General features: G+C 60.8%; 17 protein-coding genes and 1 pseudogene. 12 read left to right on the forward strand and 6 right to left on the reverse strand.

All coding sequences use genetic code 11. The features are described 5' to 3' along the window. The 5 genes and pseudogenes from D3872_RS02230 to D3872_RS02250 form a co-directional block, all read left to right on the forward strand. A pseudogene (locus D3872_RS02230) lies at positions 1 to 1,232 on the forward strand (aldehyde dehydrogenase family protein); the annotation flags it as partial. Positions 1,233 to 1,347: 115 nt separating this feature from the next. Beyond that, positions 1,348 to 2,205, forward strand: coding sequence for a GNAT family N-acetyltransferase (locus tag D3872_RS02235; RefSeq protein WP_119809278.1), 858 nt, complete (start codon positions 1,348 to 1,350; stop codon positions 2,203 to 2,205). 59 nt (positions 2,206 to 2,264) lie between these two features. Continuing rightward, the gene (locus D3872_RS02240; protein WP_119809279.1) at positions 2,265 to 3,887 is read left to right on the forward strand and encodes an ABC transporter substrate-binding protein; all 1,623 of its coding nucleotides are present in this window, start codon (positions 2,265 to 2,267) and stop codon (positions 3,885 to 3,887) included. 80 nt (positions 3,888 to 3,967) lie between these two features. Continuing rightward, positions 3,968 to 5,188, forward strand: coding sequence for an acetyltransferase domain-containing protein (locus D3872_RS02245; protein WP_229459115.1), 1,221 nt, complete (start codon positions 3,968 to 3,970; stop codon positions 5,186 to 5,188). A 50-nt stretch (positions 5,189 to 5,238) separates the two neighbouring features. Next, complete coding sequence (locus D3872_RS02250) at positions 5,239 to 6,516, forward strand: NAD(P)/FAD-dependent oxidoreductase (protein ID WP_119809281.1); 1,278 nt, start codon at positions 5,239 to 5,241, stop codon at positions 6,514 to 6,516. Between the two features lie 760 nt (positions 6,517 to 7,276). Here the strand turns inward: D3872_RS02250 and D3872_RS02255 are convergent. After that, positions 7,277 to 7,942: a haloacid dehalogenase type II gene (locus D3872_RS02255; RefSeq protein WP_370660939.1), complete on the reverse strand. Its 666-nt coding sequence runs from the start codon at positions 7,940 to 7,942 to the stop codon at positions 7,277 to 7,279. A 159-nt stretch (positions 7,943 to 8,101) separates the two neighbouring features. Then, a complete protein-coding gene (locus D3872_RS02260) occupies positions 8,102 to 8,302 on the reverse strand; it encodes a hypothetical protein (protein WP_119809283.1) in 201 nt (66 codons plus the stop codon). Between the two features lie 45 nt (positions 8,303 to 8,347). Between D3872_RS02260 and D3872_RS02265 the strand changes: the two genes are divergently transcribed. The 4 genes from D3872_RS02265 to D3872_RS26915 all read left to right on the forward strand — a co-directional run bounded on the left by D3872_RS02265 (position 8,348) and on the right by D3872_RS26915 (position 12,084). After that, a complete protein-coding gene (locus tag D3872_RS02265; protein ID WP_119809284.1) occupies positions 8,348 to 8,932 on the forward strand; it encodes a CE1 family esterase in 585 nt (194 codons plus the stop codon). A 199-nt stretch (positions 8,933 to 9,131) separates the two neighbouring features. Continuing rightward, entirely contained in the window at positions 9,132 to 10,532 is a 1,401-nt protein-coding gene (locus D3872_RS02270) for an L-cystine transporter (RefSeq protein WP_119809285.1), read from the forward strand. Between the two features lie 78 nt (positions 10,533 to 10,610). Further along, the gene (locus D3872_RS02275) at positions 10,611 to 11,375 is read left to right on the forward strand and encodes a histidine phosphatase family protein (RefSeq protein ID WP_119809286.1); all 765 of its coding nucleotides are present in this window, start codon (positions 10,611 to 10,613) and stop codon (positions 11,373 to 11,375) included. Positions 11,376 to 11,772: 397 nt separating this feature from the next. Continuing rightward, positions 11,773 to 12,084 carry a hypothetical protein gene (locus D3872_RS26915; RefSeq protein WP_182915647.1) on the forward strand — a complete coding sequence of 104 codons (312 nt, stop codon included), beginning with the start codon at positions 11,773 to 11,775 and terminating at the stop codon, positions 12,082 to 12,084. A 253-nt stretch (positions 12,085 to 12,337) separates the two neighbouring features. Here D3872_RS26915 and D3872_RS02285 read toward each other — a convergent pair whose 3' ends face one another. The 3 genes from D3872_RS02285 to D3872_RS02295 form a co-directional block, all read right to left on the reverse strand. Continuing rightward, positions 12,338 to 15,562 (reverse strand): efflux RND transporter permease subunit, encoded by a 3,225-nt coding sequence (locus D3872_RS02285; protein WP_119809287.1) that lies wholly within the window; start codon positions 15,560 to 15,562, stop codon positions 12,338 to 12,340. Between the two features lie 3 nt (positions 15,563 to 15,565). Further along, the gene (locus D3872_RS02290; RefSeq protein ID WP_119809288.1) at positions 15,566 to 16,753 is read right to left on the reverse strand and encodes an efflux RND transporter periplasmic adaptor subunit; all 1,188 of its coding nucleotides are present in this window, start codon (positions 16,751 to 16,753) and stop codon (positions 15,566 to 15,568) included. Positions 16,754 to 16,956: 203 nt separating this feature from the next. Beyond that, the gene (locus D3872_RS02295; RefSeq protein ID WP_119809293.1) at positions 16,957 to 17,373 is read right to left on the reverse strand and encodes a divergent PAP2 family protein; all 417 of its coding nucleotides are present in this window, start codon (positions 17,371 to 17,373) and stop codon (positions 16,957 to 16,959) included. A gap of 214 nt (positions 17,374 to 17,587) precedes the next feature. On the opposite strand from D3872_RS02295, the gene D3872_RS02300 reads away from it, so the two are divergent. From D3872_RS02300 to D3872_RS02315, 3 genes are all read left to right on the forward strand, one after another. Further along, a complete protein-coding gene (locus D3872_RS02300; RefSeq protein WP_119809289.1) occupies positions 17,588 to 18,700 on the forward strand; it encodes a J domain-containing protein in 1,113 nt (370 codons plus the stop codon). A 415-nt stretch (positions 18,701 to 19,115) separates the two neighbouring features. Continuing rightward, positions 19,116 to 20,180 (forward strand): DUF475 domain-containing protein, encoded by a 1,065-nt coding sequence (locus D3872_RS02310; RefSeq protein WP_119809290.1) that lies wholly within the window; start codon positions 19,116 to 19,118, stop codon positions 20,178 to 20,180. A gap of 40 nt (positions 20,181 to 20,220) precedes the next feature. Then, positions 20,221 to 20,592 carry a DUF8785 domain-containing protein gene (locus D3872_RS02315; protein ID WP_119809291.1) on the forward strand — a complete coding sequence of 124 codons (372 nt, stop codon included), beginning with the start codon at positions 20,221 to 20,223 and terminating at the stop codon, positions 20,590 to 20,592. Between the two features lie 9 nt (positions 20,593 to 20,601). Here D3872_RS02315 and D3872_RS02320 read toward each other — a convergent pair. Beyond that, on the reverse strand, positions 20,602 to 20,966 hold a 365-nt coding region (locus D3872_RS02320), incomplete at its 5' end, for a type 2 periplasmic-binding domain-containing protein (RefSeq protein WP_147373763.1).

The following is a 20,966-nucleotide window of genomic DNA, read 5'->3' on the forward strand; positions in this document are numbered from 1 at the left end:
TGGGCCGATTTGATCGAGGCCAACAAGATAGCTCTCGGCCAATTGGAGGCCGTCACCTCGACTCGTCCTGTCAAGGACGCCATTGAAATCGATATCCCTACGCGGCCGACTGCATCCGCTTTTTCGCCGAATTCGCCGATAAGCTTGGCGGCGAAGTGGCCGCCACTCGCGCGGATCATCTGGGGATGGTGACGTCCGAGCCTTACGGCGTCGTGGCGACAATTGCGCCGTGGAATTTCCCGATCACCCAGGCCATTACCAAAATTGCGCCGGCCCTCGCCGCTGGCAACGCCGTCGTACTCAAACCGTCGGAGATGACCCCGTTCAGCGCGTTGGCTCTGGCGGAATTGGCGATCGAAGCGGGTATTCCCAAGGGCATCTTCAATATCGTACAGGGCACCGGAGCCGTGACAGGCGACATTCTTTGCCGGCATCCTATGGTTGGAAAAATCTCGTTTACCGGATCTACCCGTACGGGCGAGGCGATCATGATCGCCAGCGCCCAAAGCGGAATCAAGCCTGTCACGCTGGAGCTTGGCGGCAAAAGCCCCCAACTTGTGTTTTCCGACGTACCGGATCTTGACAGGGTCGCGCGAGCAGTCGCTGCTTCCATCTTGAACAACGCCGGTCAGGTGTGTGTCGCCGGTTCCCGTCTGGTCGTTCAGCGCAGCATCCAGGCTCCGCTGCTCGATCGCATCATTACTCTAACCAAAGCTATTCGCCCGGGCCCAACCTGGGCAACCAGCACGACCTATTCGCCCGTGATCTCTCATCCGCAAATGGAACGTATCGATGGAATCGTAAAACGCGCCATCGCAGGCGGCGCCAGCGTCCTCATCGGGGGCGGGCACCTGAGCACGGTTGATGATGGAGCCTACTACCAGCCTACGATTTTGTCGGACGTTAGGTCTGAATCCGAGGCTGTTCGTGAGGAAATCTTTGGGCCGGTTCTGACGGTGCAAAGCTTCGACGACGAAGAGGAGGGCCTGAAGCTTACGGATCACAAATATGGGCTTGCCGCCGGTGTCTTTACCGGCGATATCAACCGCGCCTTGCGTGCACGCCGACGCATTCAGGCCGGCACTATTTGGGTGAACAGATATGGCCGGTCCGCCGATTTTATTATTCCGACCGGCGGCTTCAACAATTCCGGTATTGGTAAGGATCTGGGACGCCAGGCCGTGGAAGCCAACCTGCGTCACAAGAGCACGCTCATCGCCTTCGATGAATAGGCGCAACCCGGGCCTCTGAGGCCTCGCACGAACTGCCAGACGCTCCCGCGTCAACAAGTTACGAACGTCCGCCTGCCTGGCGGTGCACGCAGAAAGATGAATGTGAGGAAAAGTGATGAGCACAGCGATAGCCAGCATGATACATGTCCGGCCCATGACGACGGCCGATCTCGACCAGGGATACGCGTTGTCGGCAGCCCTGCGCTGGCCCCACAGGAGGGAAGACTGGGCCGCACTATTGCAGTTGGGCCTGGGCTATGTGGCCGAACGTGACAATGCGGTCATCGGAACCATCATGTTTTGGGCTTATGGGCAAACAGCGGCGAGTCTCGGCATGGTCATCGTTGCCGACAATTTTCAGGGACTGGGCATCGGCCGCAATCTGATGAGGGCCGTGCTGGATGCCGCGGGTGAACGCTCGGTGAACCTTCGAGCAACGGAAGACGGACGCCCGCTTTATGAAAAACTGGGATTCACCGCATGCGGATTTATTCACCAGCACCAGGGTTCCGGTTTTGCGGCGGAAACGTTCCAGACCGCCGGGAGCGACAGACTTCGGCCTATGCGACTTGATGACAGAAACCGGCTAATCGAAATCGACCGCGCCGTAACAGGACTTGAGCGCAATGCGCTATATGCGTCATTATTTGCCGACGGTGAAGGGATTGTCCTTGAACGCGACGGGAAGATTGCCGGGTTTACCATCGTCCGGCAATTCGGCTTGGGTTTTTGCATTGGACCGGTTATTGCTACTGATGTGGAATGTGCAAAGAGGCTTATCTCGTACGGCTTAAGCCAAAAAACTGACCAGTTCATGCGGTTGGATGTGCCTCACACGTCAGGGCTTTCCGAATGGTTGGATAGCTGCGGATTGAAGCAGGTGGGACGCCTTACCAGCATGCTGCGCGGTCAAGCACCTGTCGCAGACAGTCCGCTAACGCAGTTCGCGATTGTGGGTCAGGCCAAGGGCTAGGGCAGAACTGAGATCTTGGCATCTTTCACTTCAACTGTTGGATTTTTGGGACGGCTTTCATGACAACGGGTAAATTCGGGCAGGACGAAGCGAACAGTCGATCGAGCGCAGGGGAGTCACCGGGAAGTGCAAACACCGGTTTTACGCGGCGCGATGTGATGCGCGCTGTTTTGGCTGGCGGCGTAATGTTCGGCACCGCAGGAAGCACGTTACCGCTAGCCGGGAATGCCTATGCGCAGACGCCAAGGCGCGGCGGCAAGATCAAGATCGCTACACAAACCACCTCGACCGCAGATACCCTCGATCCGGCGAAAGCCATACAATCGATCGATTACGTCCGGGTCAACATGTTTTATAACGGCCTGACCAAGCTCAATGGCAAAATGGTACCGGAAATGGTGCTGGCGGAAGAAATCAATACCCGCGACGCCAAGCTGTGGATTATCAAACTGCGCAGGGGCGTTCTTTTTCACGACGGCAGTCCACTGACCCCGGCCGACGTGGTGTATTCATTGATGCGCAACAAGAATCCAGCGGTGGCTTCGAAGGCCGCCTCCCTCGCAGATCAGTTCGAATCGATAAGAGTGAGCGGCCCCGCCGAAGTACAGATCAAACTGACCGGCCCGAATGCCGATTTGCCGGTGATCCTGTCCACGGTGCAGTTCCTGATCATCAAGGATGGCACGACGACGTTCAACACCGCCAACGGCACCGGAGCTTTTCGCTGCAAGGAGTTCAATCCCGGCGTGCGCACCATCGGCGTGCGAAACCCCAACTACTGGAAACCCGGCTTGCCCCATTTGGACGAGGTGGAGCTGTTCGGCATTCCAGACGAACCGGCGCGTGTCAACGCCCTGCTATCGGGCGACGTCCACTGGATCAATGACGTCAATCCGCGCTCCGTCAAGCGGATACGGCTGGAGCCGGGCTTTACCGTGCTGGAAAGCCCATCCGGTATGTACACCGACCTGGTGATCAGGCAAACCATGGGGATAGGCCGAAATCCCGATTTCACGCTCGGAATGAAGTATCTGATCGACCGCGAACAGATCAAGCGCGCCGTCTTTCGCGGCTACGCGGTGATCGGGAACGATCAACCGCTTGCGCCCAATCACCCTTACTATTTCGCAGGTCTGCCGCAGCGTCCCTACGATCCGGAGCGAGCGCGCTTTCATCTGAAGAAGGCCGGTGCGCTGGACCTGACCTTGCCGGTGGTGTGCTCTGTGGCTGCCGCCGGTTCGGTGGAGATGTCCATGCTGATCCAGCAGTCGGCCTATAAGGCCGGCCTGAAACTCCGCGTGAAGCGGGTCTCGGCGGACGGTTACTGGGCGAATCATTGGATGAAATCGCCGATGGGCTTCGGCAACGTCAATCAGCGCCCCAGCGCCGACATTCATTTCACCCAGTTCTTCAAGTCGAATTCCGCATGGAACGAATCGGGCTGGAAGAACGAGCAATTCGATCAATTGCTAATCGCGGCACGGGCTGAGACCGAAATCGCCAAGCGTAAGCAGTTGTATGCCGACATGCAGGTGCTAGTGCATGAAAAATGCAGCATCGGCATTCCAGTGTTCATCACCAATCTGGAAGGCGTCATCAGCAAGGTCAAAGGCATAGAGCCTAATCCGCTAGGTGGGTTCATGGGATACACGGCCGCCGAGTACGTCTGGTTGGAAAATTGAATCAACACGATGCGCCCCGGCCGCTGCTGCATGGAAAGCCGGCGCCACAGCAGGGCGAATCTCACAAACGGGAGGATGTAATGAACGAACAATTAAGCAGCTACACAGTGGAAAGAGCGGGCCAGCGGATGGGCAAGATCGAGACAGCGCCCCTCGCAGCTGCGAAAACCAAAACGCGCCTCCTGGCAATCGATGCCTTACGCGGTTTAGTAATGGTGATCATGCTGTTGGATCACGTCCGGGAAAACTGGTTCCTTCACCTTCAGGTCACTGACCCGATGAATCCGTTGCTTGTTGATCCAGCGATGTTTTTTACCCGCTTGACGAGCCAGATTTGCGCTCCCGTATTTGTTCTTTTGACCGGCCTGTCGGCTTGGCTGTATGGGCAATCTCATAGTAAACGCGAAACGTCGATCTTCCTGATCAAGCGCGGAGCTTTTCTCATGGTCCTCGACGTCAGCGTGTGCAGTCTCGCCTGGTCGACGAGCTTTCCTCCGAATGTCTTCTGGCTACAAGTTATCTGGGCAATCGGCGCCTGCATGATCATCCTGGCTGCCTTGCTACATATGCCCAGGACCGCTCAAATCGTCGCTGGTCTGATCATCGTTGGTGGACACAACCTTCTGGATGGTATCCACTTGCAAGCAGGTGACGCCTTTTATACGCTGTGGACCATGCTTCACCAGCGGGATGTCATCAGCCTGGGTGCCGGGTTTGTCGCAAAGACGACCTATCCCATTTTGCCCTGGATCGGCGTCATCCTGCTCGGATATACGATGGGACCTTGGTTTGCCGATGGCAACGACCCATCCGTTCGCCAACGCCGCCTCATAAATCTTGGACTAAGCATGATTGTCGGTTTCTTCCTGCTGCGATTCATGAATGTTTATGGCGATAAGCCCTGGATTGAGACTGGCGACCTGATTCGTAATGTGATGAGTTTCATGGCGTTGACAAAGTATCCACCATCCCTTCTTTTTCTCCTGCCCAGCTTAGGCGTGGGCATGATCCTGCTCGCACTGTTGGAGCGTTACGACTCCAGGCTGAATGTGCGGCGGCTGGCTTTTTTGGGTGGTGCGCCGATGTTCTATTACTTGCTGCATATCTATGTTCTTCGCATCTTGTATAACGCTGCCATGCTGATCTGGGGACCTAACCATGGGAAGTATTTCGGATTCGACTGGATTGGCTGGGCGTGGGTCTGGTGGGTGGCGTTGACTTTTTTCCTTTATTTCCCAACCAAGTGGTTTGCCGACGTTAAGCGTCGACGTCGTGACATTTGGTGGCTGAAATACCTTTAAAAAAATCCTGATCATTAATGTTTACTGTGCCCAAAACGAGGAACAAACGAATGAAACTTACTCCTTACTGGCTCGACACAGCCCCGGCCTTTTCGGGCGCCGAACAAGGCTATGTCGAAGGCGAATCCGATGTCGTGGTTATTGGCGGCGGCTTCACCGGCTTGTCCGCCGCGCTGGCCTTGGCGAAGAAAGGCGCACGCGTCACATTGCTGGAGGCGGGTAGAGTCGGCGGCTGTGCTTCAGGCCGCAACGGAGGAATGTGCAACAACGGTTTTGCGCAGGACTATTACGGCATGACCCAAAAGCTTGGGCGCGACAGGGCAAGGACGCTGTATCAAAGTTTCAATGCGGCGGTGGACACTGTCGAGGCAATCATTGCCGAGGAACGGATCGAGTGTGATTTCAAGCGCACTGGGAAGCTGAAATTGGCGGCCAAGCCTGAGCATTATGAAAAACTGGCGAGATCGCAGGAGCTGATGGCGAGTGATGTCGACCCAGACAGCTATATGGTTAGCCAGAGCGACCTGCGTTCGGAAATAGGGTCGGATCGATACCACGGCGGTTTGGTTTTCCCTAGGAGTGCCGGAATGCACATGGGCAAGTACGTCCAAGGCCTTGCCGATGCTTGCGTGCGACGGGGCGTGAGGATTTACGAAAATGCCCCTGTTCATGAGATCAAGCGGCTCGCCGGATATGAACATCGCCTCTCAACGCCAAGGGGTGCCGTTCAGGGCCAACAGGTATTGATTGCGACAGGAACCTCAGCGGTTGGACCTCTGCAACGGTATCGCAAGCGTATTATTCCCATCGGTGCTTTTATCATAGCGACTGAGCCCCTGAGCGTTGAGGTGCTGGACAGAATTTTACCTACCCGACGCAACGCTACTGATACCAAGAATTTCGTTCACTTCTTTAGGATTCTTCCCGACAACCGATTGCTGTTTGGCGGTCGCGCGCGCTTTGCAGCCTCAAATGCCGAATCGGATCAGAAGAGCGGAGAGGTCCTGAAACGATCCCTGTATGAGGTTTTCCCCGATCTGGCCGACGTCGCTATTGATTATTGCTGGGGTGGTATGCTCGACATGACAATAGACCGTTTACCGCGCGCCGGCGAACATGACGGACTGTACTACTCGATGGGCTACAGCGGCCATGGCACACAGATGGCAACCTATATGGGCAAGATGATGGCTGAGATCATGGGGGGCAATCAAGCATGCAATCCGTTGCAAGATTTCGAATGGCCCGCCATCCCGGCATATTCGGGGAATCCCTGGTTCCTGCCGTTTGTCGGCGCCTATTACAGACTTCAAGACCTGCTTCACTGATCCGCTGTGATTCCCTTGTCTTACAGATCTAAGCGCCTGGTGCGAGCGCTCGTGGTTGTAAAACTAAATCCAGCCGCCGATTGATCACGCGTTCCACTACGCCGTTCTGCTGCGACAGTTCGGCGTGATGATTTCCTGGGGCAGCCCGTAGCTACATATTAACGCAGTGAAGTCCTACTGGTGAAAACAAAGCCGTGGTACATTCAGAATGCATCAGCGCCGATATGACCGGGGGCCGATGTACTTTCACTGCCGCCTTTGATGGCATTCACGACTGGTTCTCGCGGAACAAAGGTGCGCAGCCGGTGAACGATCAAAGGACGCGTCAGCGGCTTCTACGAGAAGCTCTTTCGTCCGTACTGATGCAGGGGGGGGCCGCGTTTCGGCCGGGGGGCTCAGCGTCGCGCGCCGGTTTATCCTGCCGCTGCATCTCTGGATTGGCCTGGCCGTTGGCGTGCGATGGCGCTGACCGGCGCTGACATTGTGTTAGGCCCGGAGCTGGAATCGGTCTTCAGCGCATTAATTGCCACGGCGCTTTCCGTCACTCTGCGGACCATGACCGATTGACGAGCCATCGGCGTCGTCACGGTGGCCCGCAGGAGCCACACAATCGTCGCGCGCCGCCACCCGGCACAGATGCAGCGCTGCATAACGGCGACCGCTAACTCTCGGTGGGCCACACCTTCGGCTGATAGGGAGGTGTAGCCTACAACGGCTGCGCAACCCGTAAAGCCATGCGCAGCCACTGCAGGGCCAGTGTTTAAAGGCCGACCAGGCCTGCCAAGCCGCCGATGTCCTTGATCTCGGAATAGCCGTAGAACGGCGTGCCGGGTTCATGGCCTCGATTCACAAAGGCCTTGTTCTTGATGCCGATGTCGTGCGCAGACATCAGGTCATAGCGCATGCTGGACGAGACGTGCAGGAAGTCTTCCGGCTTCGCACCCAGCTGATCGATCATGTACTCGAAAGCGCGCCGACGCGGCTTGTAGGCCTTGGCCTGCTGCGCCGTGTATACGCGATGGAACGGCACTTCGAGCTTCTGCACATTGTGCACCAGCTGATGGTCCATGGCGTTGGACAGGATCACCAGCGGGATCTTATCGGCGATCTTGGCCAGGCCGGCGACGGTGTCCGGATGCGGGCCCCAAGTCGGTACAGCTTCGTAGATCGTGCTAACGTCCGACTCGCGGAACGGCACTTTCCACATGTTCGCAGTGCGCAGCACGGCGTTGTAGACCACTTCGTAGTAGGGCTTCCAGTCGCCCAGCACTTCGTCAAAGCGATAGGCCGAGAAGTCGTTGCAGAACGCGTCCATGTCCTCTGCCGCAATGCGGTCGGCGAATAGTTGGCGCGCCACTGGCGACATCTGGAAGTAGATCAAGGTACCGTAACAGTCGAAGCTAATGTATTTCGGCCTGAAGACGATGCTCATGTGAACCCTTTCATGTTTGTCAAAGTAAAAAACATTATAGGCAGCGAGTGTCAGACAATAGTGCCGGTTCGGCCCGCGCAACGCATACTTTGCGGCGTTTTCGCACCGGTGCGCAGCATATCTTGCTCCCACGCGGACATATACTGGCAGTACCTATTCATATGAGCTGTCGTACAAGCCCGCCGAGGCCAACCTGTCCCAGACGAGGCCGCCAACGATCACCAGGTTGCGCGTCACGGTTGGCGCCACGGTCGGAAAATAGAACTCTGGCCTGCCCTTGTCCATACCGACGCGCAGGTTCACAAAACCGTTGTCTCCGAAGTCCGCGCAGGGCTGGCCGGTCAGCGGGTCCACCGCGACCCTCAAGGCATCAAGCAGGATTGGAACATCGGCTTCGGCATGGATTACAAAGACGGCACCGACGATATTGGCTTCACCGAGGCGATGCTGGAGAAAATCCGGCAGGAATATCGCGTCGACGAGCAGCGGGTGTACGCAACGGGCCTGTCGCGCGGCGGCTTTTTCAGCCTGCGCGTTGCCGCGGAGTTGCCACAGTTGTTTGCGGCGGTCGCCTCAATCGGAGGGCCCATGCCCCAGCCAGTGGTCTCCAATCACGTCAATAAAGCGAAGGTCGGGGTGATGCTGATGCACGGCACTGGCGACCAGGTGGTGGCTTTCGACGGCAAGACGGGCGTCTACCTCTCCGCCAACGAAACCTACCAGTACTGGTTGAAGCACAACGAGCTTGGCGGAGCGGCGATAAGCCAGCGGAGCGTCGACCGCGACAAGGATGACGGTACCGAGTTCACCAAGACCGAACAGAGCGGCAACGCAGTCAGCGTGGCACTTGTCACGATCAAGAATGGCGGCCACACCTGGGCCGGCGCCGATGCTTTCAATGTCGGTCTTCCGATTGGAAAAACCAGCCGCGATCTCGATGCCAACACGTCCATCTGGGAATTCCTGAACAAGCACCGAAAGTAGCGGCGGTATCAGCGGCGGAAGAGCGCTCCCCGTTAGCGCCCTCGTCCGCCCTGCGCTTATGCGTCGTACGCCCCTACATCGGCCGCAAGGCTATCGTGCACTAATGCAAGAATGGCTTTAGAATGCGATCACTATTGCATCGATCGCCGCCGCCTCACGTTCCATCGGATGGTCTCGTTCCCAGCACCCGCCAACTCATATGACCCTCCCACTGATCCTCAACCTGTCCGTCGCCCTCGCCGCCTGCTTCCTGCTTTACCGCATGCAGGCCAGCCATGCCTCGTTCACCAAGCGCGTGTTTACCGGCCTCGGCCTGGGCGTACTGCTGGGCGGCGCATTCCAGATGCTGTACGGTACCGCGTCCCCGGTGATCGTGGAGACCAACGCCTACCTCGACATCGTCGGCAGCGGCTACGTCAAGCTGCTGCAGATGATCATCATGCCGTTGATCATGGTGTCGATCATCTCGGCCATCCTCAAGCTGAAGGACGCGTCCTCGCTCGGCAAGATCAGCGGGCTGACGATCGGCATCCTGATTGCCACCACGATGGTGGCGGCCGCCATCGGCATCCTGATGGCCAAGCTGTTCGGACTGACGGCCATCGGGCTGACGGCAAGCGCGGCCGAAGTGGCGCGCGGCGAGTACATGCTGGGCAAGCTGGCCACCGCCCAGGAACTCTCGCTGCCGAGCATGGTCCTGTCCTTCATTCCGGAAAACCCCTTCCTCGACATGACCGGCGCGCGCAAGACCTCGACCATCGCCGTCGTCGTGTTCTCCATCTTCATCGGCCTTGCCGCGACCGGCATCCACAAGAAGATGCCTGACATCTTCGATTCCTTCGCCCGCTTCATCAAGGTGGCGCACGTGATCGTGATGCGCATGGTGACCCTGGTGTTGCGCCTGACCCCGTACGGCGTGTTCGCGTTGATGACCAAGGTCGTGGCCGGCTCCAAGCCAGACGACATCGTCAACCTGATCAGCTTCGTGGCGGCGTCGTACAGCGCCATCATCCTGATGTTCGGCGTCCACCTGCTCCTGATCTCCGCGGTGGGTCTGAACCCGGTGCGCTTCGTCAAGAAGATCGTCCCCGTGCTGGCCTTCGCCTTCACGTCGCGCACCAGCGCGGGCTCGATCCCGATGAGCGTGCAGACCCAGACCGCGCGCCTGGGCACGCCGGAAGGCATCGCCAACTTCGCCGCCTCGTTCGGTTCGACCATCGGCCAGAACGGCTGCGCGGGCATCTATCCGGCCATGCTGGCGGTAATGATCGCGCCGACGGTCGGCATCGACCCGTGGACCATGTCCTTCATCCTGCCGCTGATCGCCATCGTCGCGGTCGGTTCGGTCGGCGTGGCCGGCGTGGGCGGCGGCGCCACCTTCGCGGCGCTGATCGTGCTGTCCTCGCTCGGCCTGCCGGTGGCGCTGGCCGGCCTGCTCATTTCCATCGAACCATTGATCGACATGGGACGCACCGCGCTCAACGTCAGCGGCTCGATCACGGCGGGCACCGTCACCAGCCGGCTGCTCGGCGAGACCGACATGGCGGTGTTCAACAGCGACGCCGAACTCGACCTGGACAGCGACGAACAGGTCGCCTGAGGCCGCGCTATCGTGCGCTGACGGAGCGCCGAATCCGTCTATGATAAATGCCATGTCAATAAGGCAAGGCAGGCGGAAATGGAGCAAAAATGGCCGCAGGATATCTGGCTCGTCAGGCACGGCCAGAGCTCGGGTAACGTCGCCCGCGATGCGGCCGAGGCTGCAGCCGGCCACCTGATCGACATCGCCGAGCGCGACGTCGACGTTCCCCTTTCCGAACTCGGCGTCCAGCAATCGCAGGCCCTCGCCGGCTGGTTCGCATCGCTGCCGGAAAACAAGCGGCCCAATGTGGTGCTGCATTCCCCCTATATCCGCGCCGCCGAGACCGCGCGCATCATCATCAAGGCGCTGGGGCCGGACACGCTGCTGGCGGTGCAGGTGGACGAACGCCTGCGCGAAAAGGAATTCGGCATCCTCGACCGCCTGACCACGCACGGCATCTCGCACAAGTATCCCGAGTTGTACGAGCAGCGCCACCACGTCGGCAAGTTCTACTTTCGGCCGCCCGGCGGCGAGAGCTGGTGCGACGTGATCCTGCGCCTGCGCAGCGTGCTCGACACCATCACGCGCGAATACTGCAAGGAAAGGCTGCTGATCGTCGGCCACCAGGTCACGGTCAATTGCTTCCGCTACCTGTTCGAACGCATGGACGAGGGCACTATCCTCGATATCGACCGCGCCGGCGACGTGCCGAACTGCTCGGCCACGTCGTACACCTTCGACCGCAGCATCGGCAAGCGGGGCAAGCTCGTGCTCCAGACCGCCAATTTCGTCGCGCCGCTGCTCGAGACCGGCACGCCGATCACCGTGCAGAAGGACATCCCGGCAGCGCCGAAAGCCTAGGGACGCTTCGGCACGCTCGGCTACCTCGCGCGCGAAATCCCCCACGAAATTCCCGCGCTAATGGAGAACATTGCCCGCGGATAAGCCTGTTCCGTGCTACACGCTTTGCCGTGCTCTTCGACATCAACGAAGTTTGACTCAACTCAAACCAAATGCTCCCGCACGTCGAAATAATGCCGATTTCGACAAATAAACGAACTGCCGCGACGCTTCCAAGTCTAATTCTTACAGTCGAATTCGTGCACTGAACGGGGCCGCGTGGCTCGCTGCGTCGGTTCCCTGATGGTCCCCATGGGGTTGTTATCAGGCTCAGAGCGGGACTGAATGGCGTTGCCGTCCTTCGCGAAAGGCGCGGAACCGGCGGTGGCACTCACTTGACGTGAACGAGGAGTTAGCAATGAAATCACTTTCGAACGTAACGAAAATCCTTCTGGCAGCGGTTGTCGTGACGGTCTCGATGAGCGCCTGCAAGCGTGAGGAAACCACCACAGGCACCACCGACACCACCACGACCACCACCACCACGACCCCAAGCACCGCAACCGGCACCAGCGGTACCACGGGCGACATGGCCACCGGCACCACCACGACGGAAAGCACGACCACCACGACGACCATGCCGCCTGCCGACGCCACGACCATGCCGCCAGCAACGAGCACGACCGAAAGCACCACGACCACTACCACCACCAAACCTGACACCAAGTAAGGCCGGTTCCAGGCATGAGCTGGAATAGCGGCTCATGCCGCGGGCGCGTCGCCCCGCGCCTTTTCAACACGTGGGGCGGATGAGCGCCCGCGCCCATTCGCGGCCGTAGCCAGCGGTTCCAGCTCCCCTCGCAGGGCGTGTCCAGGCGCGCAGCGCATAATCAATCCGCCATGCTCGGTAATCCAGGCGACTATACGAAAAAGGGACCGCTCTCGCGATCCCTCTTCCACTACTACGGCTCTCTAACCGAGGCTTAGCGCGCTACCCCCGGCACGACCGGACCGCGCGGTCCGCGGCCACGGCCCGTCACCAGTCCGAACACACGCTTCAGCAGGCGATACACCAGGCGGATGAAGGTCAGGAACAAGATCACTTCAACAAACGTCATGACGAACGCCGGCAGCGCGTGGAAGCGCTCGGAGCGGCTGTGGAACTTGGCCACCATGCTGTCGCGCTTGATCTCGATGCTGTCGTAGAAGGTCGGCACCACCAGCAAGGTCAGGATCGTCGAGGTAATCGTGCCGCCGATAATCGCGATCGCCAGCGGACGGTAGAACTCGCCACCCTCGCCCAGGCCCAGCGCGACCGGGAACATGCCCGCGATCAGCGCGAACGTGGTCATCAGGATCGGACGCAGGCGCATGCGGCCGGCGTACATCAGCGCGTCTTCACGGCCGAAACCTTCCGCTTCACGCTTGCGCGCCGCGTCCAGCAGCAGGATCGCGTTCTTCGCCACCAGGCCCATCAGCATGATGATGCCGATGAAGCTCATCAGGTTCAGGGTGTTCTTGGTGATCAGCAGCGACAGCACCACGCCGATCAGCGACAGCGGCAGCGACAGCATCACGGCCACCGGCGCGGTGAACGAACCGAACTGCATCACCAGGATCAGGTACATCAGGCCGATACCGGACACCAGCGCAATGGTCATCTCGGTGAACAGTTCCTTCTGGTCTTCACCGGCGCCGCCCAGCTTGCGGCCGTAGCCCGGCGGGTAGTCCATCTTCTCGGCCAGCTTGACCGCGTCCTGGGTCGCTTCGCCGGGCGAGCGGCCCTGCACGTTGGCGGACACGGAAATCACGCGCTTGCCGTCCTTGTGCGAGATCGCGGAAGGCCCCTTGCCCATCGTGATCGAGGCGATCTGGTCGAGCGGAACCATCTGGTTGGTGCCGGTCACGGCGATCGGCAGGCGCTCGATGTTCTCGGCGCTGACACGGTCGGCCGGATGCAGGCGCACCGCCACGTCGCGGGTTTCGCCGGTCGGGTCGACCCAGTCGCCCACTTCGACGCCGGCAAACGCCACGCGCAGCGACTGGGCGGCGTCGTTGACCGAAATGCCCATCGAGTTGGCCAGGCCGCGGTTCAGTTCGATCTGCAGCTCGTTCTTCGGATCCTGCTCGGACAGGCCGACGTCGACCACGCCCGGTACCTGGCGCAGCTTGTCCATGTACAGGTTGGTGATCTCCAGCAGCTTGCGCGAATCCGGGCCGGTGAATTCCATGCGGATCGGCTTGCCGCCGCCGTTCAGGTCGTCGATGACGGTGTACTCGGCGCCCACCAGCTGGGCCACTTTTTCGCGCAGCTCGACCGCGGTTTCCTTGGCGCTGCGCTTGCGGGTGTTGCGCTTGCCGATGTCGACATACACGCGGCCGCCGCCGGTATTGATGAAGCTGTTGGTGTCCTTGGTTTCAGGAATCGAGCGCGCCAGTTCGGCCGCCTTCTCCACCTTGGCCTGCGAGTAGCCAACCGACGACGATGCCGGGGTACGGATCTCGATCATCAGGTTGCCTGAATCAGCTGCCGGCAGGAAGCTGGAGCCGCCGAACGATGCGTGCAGGACGATCGCGCCGACCAGGCTGGCAACGGCGATCAGGGTCATCCAGACGCGGTGGTGCAGCGCCCAGGCGATCACGTTGCCGTAACGGTCGGCCTGGTGGTCGAACCAGTCGTTGAAGCGCGCCAGTACCTTCGACACGCCCTTCTTCGGCGCGGTGTGGTGGTCGACCGGGTCGCCCCAGTAGGCCGACAGCATCGGGTCGAGGGTGAACGAAATGACCAGCGACACCAGCACCGAGCAGGTCACGGTCAGCGCGAACGGACGGAACCATTCGCCGGAGATGCCAGGCATGAAGGCCACCGGAATGAACACGGCGATGATCGAGAAGGTGGTTGCGGCCACGGCCATGCCGATCTCGGCGGTGCCCTCGAGCGCAGCCTTGCGGCGTTCCGATCCCATCTGCATGTGGCGCACGATGTTTTCGCGCACCACGATCGCATCGTCGATCAGCACGCCGATCGCCAGCGACAGGCCGAGCAGCGTCATGAAGTTCAGGGTGAAGCCGGACAGCCATACGGCGATGAAGGACGCCACCACCGAGGTCGGCAGCGACAGCGCGGTGATCAGGGTCGAGCGCCACGAGTTCAGGAAGGCGTACACCACGAAGATGGTCAGCACCGCGCCGAACACCAGCGATTCGATCACGTTGTTCAGGCTGCGCTGGGCTTCGTCGCCGCCGTCGCGGGTCACTTCCAGCTTGGTGCCTTCCGGCAGGTCCTTCTCGATTTCCTTGATCAGTTCCTTGGCCTTGTTGGCCACCGAGACAGTACTCGCCTCGCGCGAGCGGATCAGGGTGAGGCCGACGTTCGGCTTGCCGCTGCGGATACTGACGTTGTTCACTTCCGCAAAGCCGTCCCGGATCTCGGCCACCTGGGCCAGGCGCACCAGCTCTTCGCCGCGGCGCTTGACCACGATCTGCTGGAAGTCGGCCGGCGATTCGATGCGGCCGATCAGGCGGATGCTCTTTTCGTCGAGGTCGCCGCGGATCTTGCCGACCGGCGCGTTGGTGTTCTGGTTGCGCAGCGCCGACACGACTTCGGACACCGACACATTGTATTCGCGCAGTTTTTCCGCGCGCAGCAGGACCGACAACTCGCGCCGCAGGGCGCCGTTGACGTTGACGGTGGCGACGCCGTCGATGCCGCGGAACTTGTCAGCCAGTACGTCTTCGGCCAGGCGCGAAATCTCCGCGTGCGACTGGCTGTTCGACGACAGCGCCATGTTCAGGATCGGCTGGGCGGCCGGGTCGAGGCGCTGCAGGATTGGTTCGCGCATTTCGACCGGCAGCTTGTAGCGTACCGACGCGATCGCATTGCGCACTTCATCGGACGCTTCGATCAGGTTCTTGTCGAAGTTGAATTCGAGCCAGAACTGGGCGCGGCCCTCGTTGGCGTCGGCGTTCACTTCCTTGACGCCGGAGATGCTCGCCAGCGACTTCTCGATGCGCGCGACGATCTCGCGTTCCACCGTTTCCGGCGATGCGCCAGGGTAAGGGATCGAGATCATCAGGACCGGCACTTCGACGTCCGGGTTCTGGTTGACGCGCAGCTTCTTCAGGGCCAGCAGGCCCAGGCACATCATCGCCACGATCATGACGATCGTCGCGATTGGCCGCTTGATGCTGAAATCGGATAAGAACATGGCTTATTTTCCTTGTGCGGCTGGCGCAGTGCCGTTTGCCGTTGCGCTGGCAACCTTGGTTGCCGCTGCCATTTGTACCTGCTGGCCATCCTTGAAGGACGAGCTTGGCGCACGCAGCACGATGTCGCCGGCGGCCACGCCGCCCTGGATTTCGTAGCTGCCGCTGCGCGGATCGCGCATGCCCAGCTTGATGTCGACCTTTTGCAGGGTGGCGCGGTCCTTCAGGCGCCATGCGTACGCCTTGTCGCCGGCCCTGACCAGGGTAGCTTCCGGCAGCATCAGCGCCGAGCTGGCTTCCGCCTCGATCCGGCCTTCGCCGTACAGGCCGGACACGCGCGGCTGCGGCGAGTCCGGTGCGAACGACACCAGCACTTCCACCTGGCGGGTGACTTCGTTGGCGGCCGGGTCGACGCGGCGCACCACGCCGCGGAATTCCTGGCCGGCGTAGCCGTTGATGCGGAAGCTGACCGGCTGGCCCGCCTTGACGATGGCGATGCGGTCGGCCGATACCCTGCCTTCGAAGCGCATGCTGGTCGGGTCGATCACTTTCAGCAGTTCCTTGCCGACCGAGGCGGTGTCGCCGGCCGAGACCTTGCGCTCGCTGACGACGCCGTCGAACGGCGCGCGCACCTGGGTGCGGGCCAGCTGCTGGCGCGCCAGCACGGCGCGGGCGCGGGCCGCGGCCAGTTCGCTCGAGGCGTTGTTGCGGCGGATTTCGGCGTCGTCCATGGCCTGGGCCGAGGTCATGCCCGAGGAACGCAGGGTCTTCATGCGCTCGAGCTGGCGGTCGGCCTGGTCCAGCGCCTGCGCCGCGGAACGCGCGGACGCGTCGGCCGAGGCCAGGCTGTCGCGGATCGCGGTTTCGTCGAGGCGCACCAGCACGTCGCCGCGCTTGACCACGTCGCCGTTCTCCTTCAGCACCTGCAGCACCACTGCGGACACTTCCGCGCGCAGGTCGGCCTTGCGCTCAGGCTGGACCGAACCGGTGATCACCGGGCCCGATGCGATCGAATTGGACTGGACCGTGACCAGGTCCTCCGGGGAAATCAGCAGCTTGACCGGCGGCTTGGCGTCCTTGCCCGCGGCCGCCTGTGCGGAGGCCGCGCCTGGTTTGGCTGGTTCCTTGGCTTCCTTGCTACAGGCGACGAGCGTCGATGCGATGGCAAGGACAAGAATGGTTTTGCGCAGCATTTGAATTCTCCGGGGAATATATGTTCTTTGATAGTGCTATACGTCGAAAGTAAACTGCCTCAACGCCGAAGTATCCCAGTGGGCTTCGGCAGAGTCAATTGACTAACTTTCATACTGCAGGATTCGATAGACGAAGTGCGGTTTTAGGCGACTGAAATGCATTTCGGGGCACTTGAAATGCGGCAATTAGTGCCCCAAAGGGCTTAAAACGCGGAAAACCGGGAGTGGATGGCATAGGCGATCGCCATGCCGGTGAGGATGCCGCCACCGATTTCGACCAGGGTATGGCCCATCCGTTCGCGCAGCACCTTCGCTTCGCTGCCGCGCAGCGCGTTGATGGCGGCGGCGTGGCGGCCGACGTGCTGGCGCAGGCTGTTGGCGTCGATCATCACCACGAAGGCCAGGGTCACTGCCACGCCGAAGGCCGGGTGCGCCATGCCCTCGCGCAGGGCGATCAGGGTCGCGGTGCTGGTGACGACGGCACTGTGGTTGCTCGGGAAGCCGCCATTGCCGATCAGGTCGAACGCCCAGCGCCGGTGGCGCGCGCTGTTGATCAGGAATTTGATCGGTCCGACCGCCAGCCAGGTCAGCACCGGCGTAATCAAGTAAATGAACTCCATGAAATCTTCCATAAAAAAATGCTAAGCAGAATTATCGCAGATCGCTCCCCTGTCGGGCGAGCTTCAATCCACCGAACTTAAGCGCGCCCGCCGTGCCGATCAAGTTGTCTCGAGGGGCGAGCCGCCCGCGCACGGCGAGTCGACGGGCTCCGTTATAATCGGGCGTCGGCCACCCGGCCGTCCGATACCGTCAACGCTTCCCAATTCGCACACTATGGATTTTTCTTCCACCAGCGGCATTCGCATTGCCGCGCCCTCGATCAGTCCCGTTTCCCGTGTCCGCAAGCAGTTCAACACGCTGGTCAAAAAGCTCGAAGCCGAGCGCAAGCGCCTTGCCGCCTGGCACGAGGCATTGCCGGAGATTCAGCGCCAAGTCGAGACAGGGTATTTGCCGCTGGCGCGCGCTTTCGACGGCCACCGCAAGGCGCTGCTCGAACTGTTCGACCGCGCGCACGCGCACAAGGCCATGGGCAAGAAGGACAAGGCCAAGCTGGTCGACCTGATCAGTTCGATTGCGCTCTCATTGCTCGATGAAGGAGAGGACGAGGACGTCCGGGCGCTGTTCAACAAGCACGCCGGCGGCGACATCGACTTCGGCGCAGACGGTTTCGAGGACTCGCTCAAGGATATGGTGGAAGACTTGCTCGGTGTGCGCATCGATGACGACGCCGACGTCAGCTCGCCCGAAGCCCTGTTCCGGGCCATGTCCGAGAAAATGGCGGCTCGCGCGCAACAGGAAAAGCTGGCGGCCGACGGGGGCGCCGCCGAACATGGCAAGTCGGCCAAGCCCAGCGCACGCGAATTGCGGCAGCAAGCGGAACAGCAAAGACTTCAGCAATCGGTGCGCGAGATCTACCGCAAGCTGGCCAGCGCCCTGCATCCTGACCGCGAGCAGGACGTCGCCGAGCGTGAGCGCAAGACGGCGCTGATGCAAAGGGTGAACGTGGCCTACGCGGCCAATGATTTTCTCGGCCTGCTGGAATTGCAATTGCAGATCGACCAGATCGACCAGGCCGTGCTCGACCAGATGAGCGACGAACGGATCAAGCAGTACAACAAGGTCCTGGACGGCCAGGTGCGCGAACTGCAACGCGAAACGAGCGAGCTGGAATACTCGCTGATGCGTGAGACACGCCAGCCCATACCGCGCCAGATAACGCCGACGACGCTAGCCAAGTGTCTGTATGCCGACATCGCGCAGATGCAAGCGAGCGTCGATACCCTCGCACGCGACCTCATCGACTTTCAGGACATTAAGGTCCTCAAGGCCTGGCTGAAGACCTATGTGATCCCTGCCGACATCTACCCCGACGAATACTATTTCTGACGACAGCATGAGCGAATACCAGTATTACGAGTTCGCCGCCCTGGATCAGTCACTCACGGCCGGTCAGCAGGCGGAGTTGCGCGCACGCTCTTCGCGCGCGGCCATCCCATCACATCGACCAGCTTTACCAACGAATACCATTGGGGTGACTTGAAAGGCGATCCGTTCGAGTGGATGGCGCGCTATTTTGATGCGCACGTCTATTCATCGAACTGGGGAAGCTGCGAACGCTGAAACTCCCGTGCGCCGATATCATTCCGCCGGCTCTGGCAGTGCACAAGCGTGGTCTTGCCATACGCGACAGGTACAAGCTTCAGTTACTGGGTCGAGCTTCGCTGCGCCGCTTTGCCCCGCACAACAGGTAATATTGACGGGGAGTGGTATTTTTTGCATTCCCCGACCAGAAAGGAAACGCATGAAGCACTTCCGGTTCTCAATCGGAGTCTCGGTAGTCTTGATGATGGTGGCCGGCTGGTGGGGTTATTCGCGGGGCGGCATTACCGGGATGCTGGCGGCGCTGTGGATTTCCGCCGTGCTCGGCGTACTGGAAGTGTCCCTTTCCTTCGACAACGCGGTGGTCAACGCCTCCGTACTGCGGCACTGGAACGACTTCTGGCGCAAGCTGTTCCTGACCGTCGGCATCCTGGTGGCGGTGTTCGGCATGCGGCTGGTATTCCCGTTGCTGATCGTGGCGGTCGCCACCGGCCTCGGGCTGGCCGACGTCTGGACCATGGCGATCGCCGACCCAGACAGCTACTCGCGCCACCTGACCGAAAAGCACGCCGAGGTCGCGGCCTTCGGCGGCGCCTTCCTGTTGCTGGTGTTCCTGAATTTCCTGTTCGACGACGACAAGGAACTGCACTGGCTGGGCTGGATCGAGGAAAAGATGGGCAAGCACGGCACCGGCGGCCTGGCCGTGCTGCTGGCGCTGCTGGCGGCATTCGCCAGCATGGCGCTGGCGCCCGAAGGCCGCCAGCTATCGGTGCTGGCATCCGGCGTACTGGGCGTGACGATCTACGTGGGCGTCGACTTTCTCAGCGGACTGCTGGAGGACAAGGAAGTAGACCCTGCCATCGGCAAGATCATCTCGCGCGGCAGCTTCGGCGGCTTCATGTACCTGGAAGTGCTGGACGCCTCGTTCAGCTTCGACGGCGTGATCGGTGCGTTTGCGATCACCAGCGACGTCGTCATCATCATGCTGGGGCTGGCCATCGGCGCCATGTTCGTGCGCTCGATGACGGTCTACCTGGTCGACCGCGGCACGCTGGAGGAATTCGTCTACCTCGAACACGGCGCCCATTACGCCATCGGCATCCTGGCCGTGATCATGTTCGCCAGCGTGAAGTACCATATCCCGGAATGGTTCACCGGTCTGTCGGGCGTGGCCTTCATATTCGTGTCGATCTGGTCGTCGCTGCGGTACAAGCGCAAGCACGCGGCGCAGCATCCCGCCGAGGCGCCGGACCGCGATGCGTACTGACGCCATCACCTTCAACCAAACAACAAGAAAACGGACAACAATGCCCACACACCGCCGAATCAGCCTGATCCTGGTCGCCCTGCTTGCCGCCGCCGCAGCGGCCTTTTCGCTGTATACCTGGATCGCCATGAGCTGGTCCTACTCGGAAGGCGAACGGGCCGGCTACCTGCAAAAGTTTTCGCGCAAGGGATGGCTGTGCAAGACCTGGGAAGGCGAGATGCTGCTCAGCAGCATGCCCGGCGCGATCCCGGAACGTTTCGCGTTTACGGTCCGCGACGACAAGCTGGCGGCGCAGTTGTCCGCGGCGGCCGGCAAGCGGGTCGTGATCAGCTACGCCCAGCACCGGGGAGTGCCGAGCTCCTGCTTCGGGGAGACCGAGTATTTCGTGGAGAAGGTCGCCGTCGCGCCGTGACGGCCGGCGTCAGCGGTAGCGCGCCAGGATCTTCGCGATGGTGTCGTCGCGCGCCATCTTGGCGATCCCGGCATTCACCTCGGCGACCGTGATGCGGCCCCTGGGCGCCACCGCGCAATGGGTCATGTAGCGCTTGATCACCAGCGGCGGGTGCAGCGTCAGCGGCAGGTCGCCATGCCTGGTGCGGTACAGGTAGATGTCTTCGCTGGTGATCGCATGCTGCATGCGACCGATCGCCAGCTTGCGCAGGCTCGCCTCGGTGGTCGGCCCGTCGTCACGCACGAATCCGCTGCCCAGCGCCTTTTCCAGCTCCGGATGGCGGTAGCCGTGCACCGTCCCGATCGCCTGGCCCGCCACGTCCATCAGCTTGCGCG

This window comes from Massilia cavernae (assembly GCF_003590855.1).
Lineage (GTDB): Bacteria > Pseudomonadota > Gammaproteobacteria > Burkholderiales > Burkholderiaceae_D > Telluria_A > Telluria_A cavernae.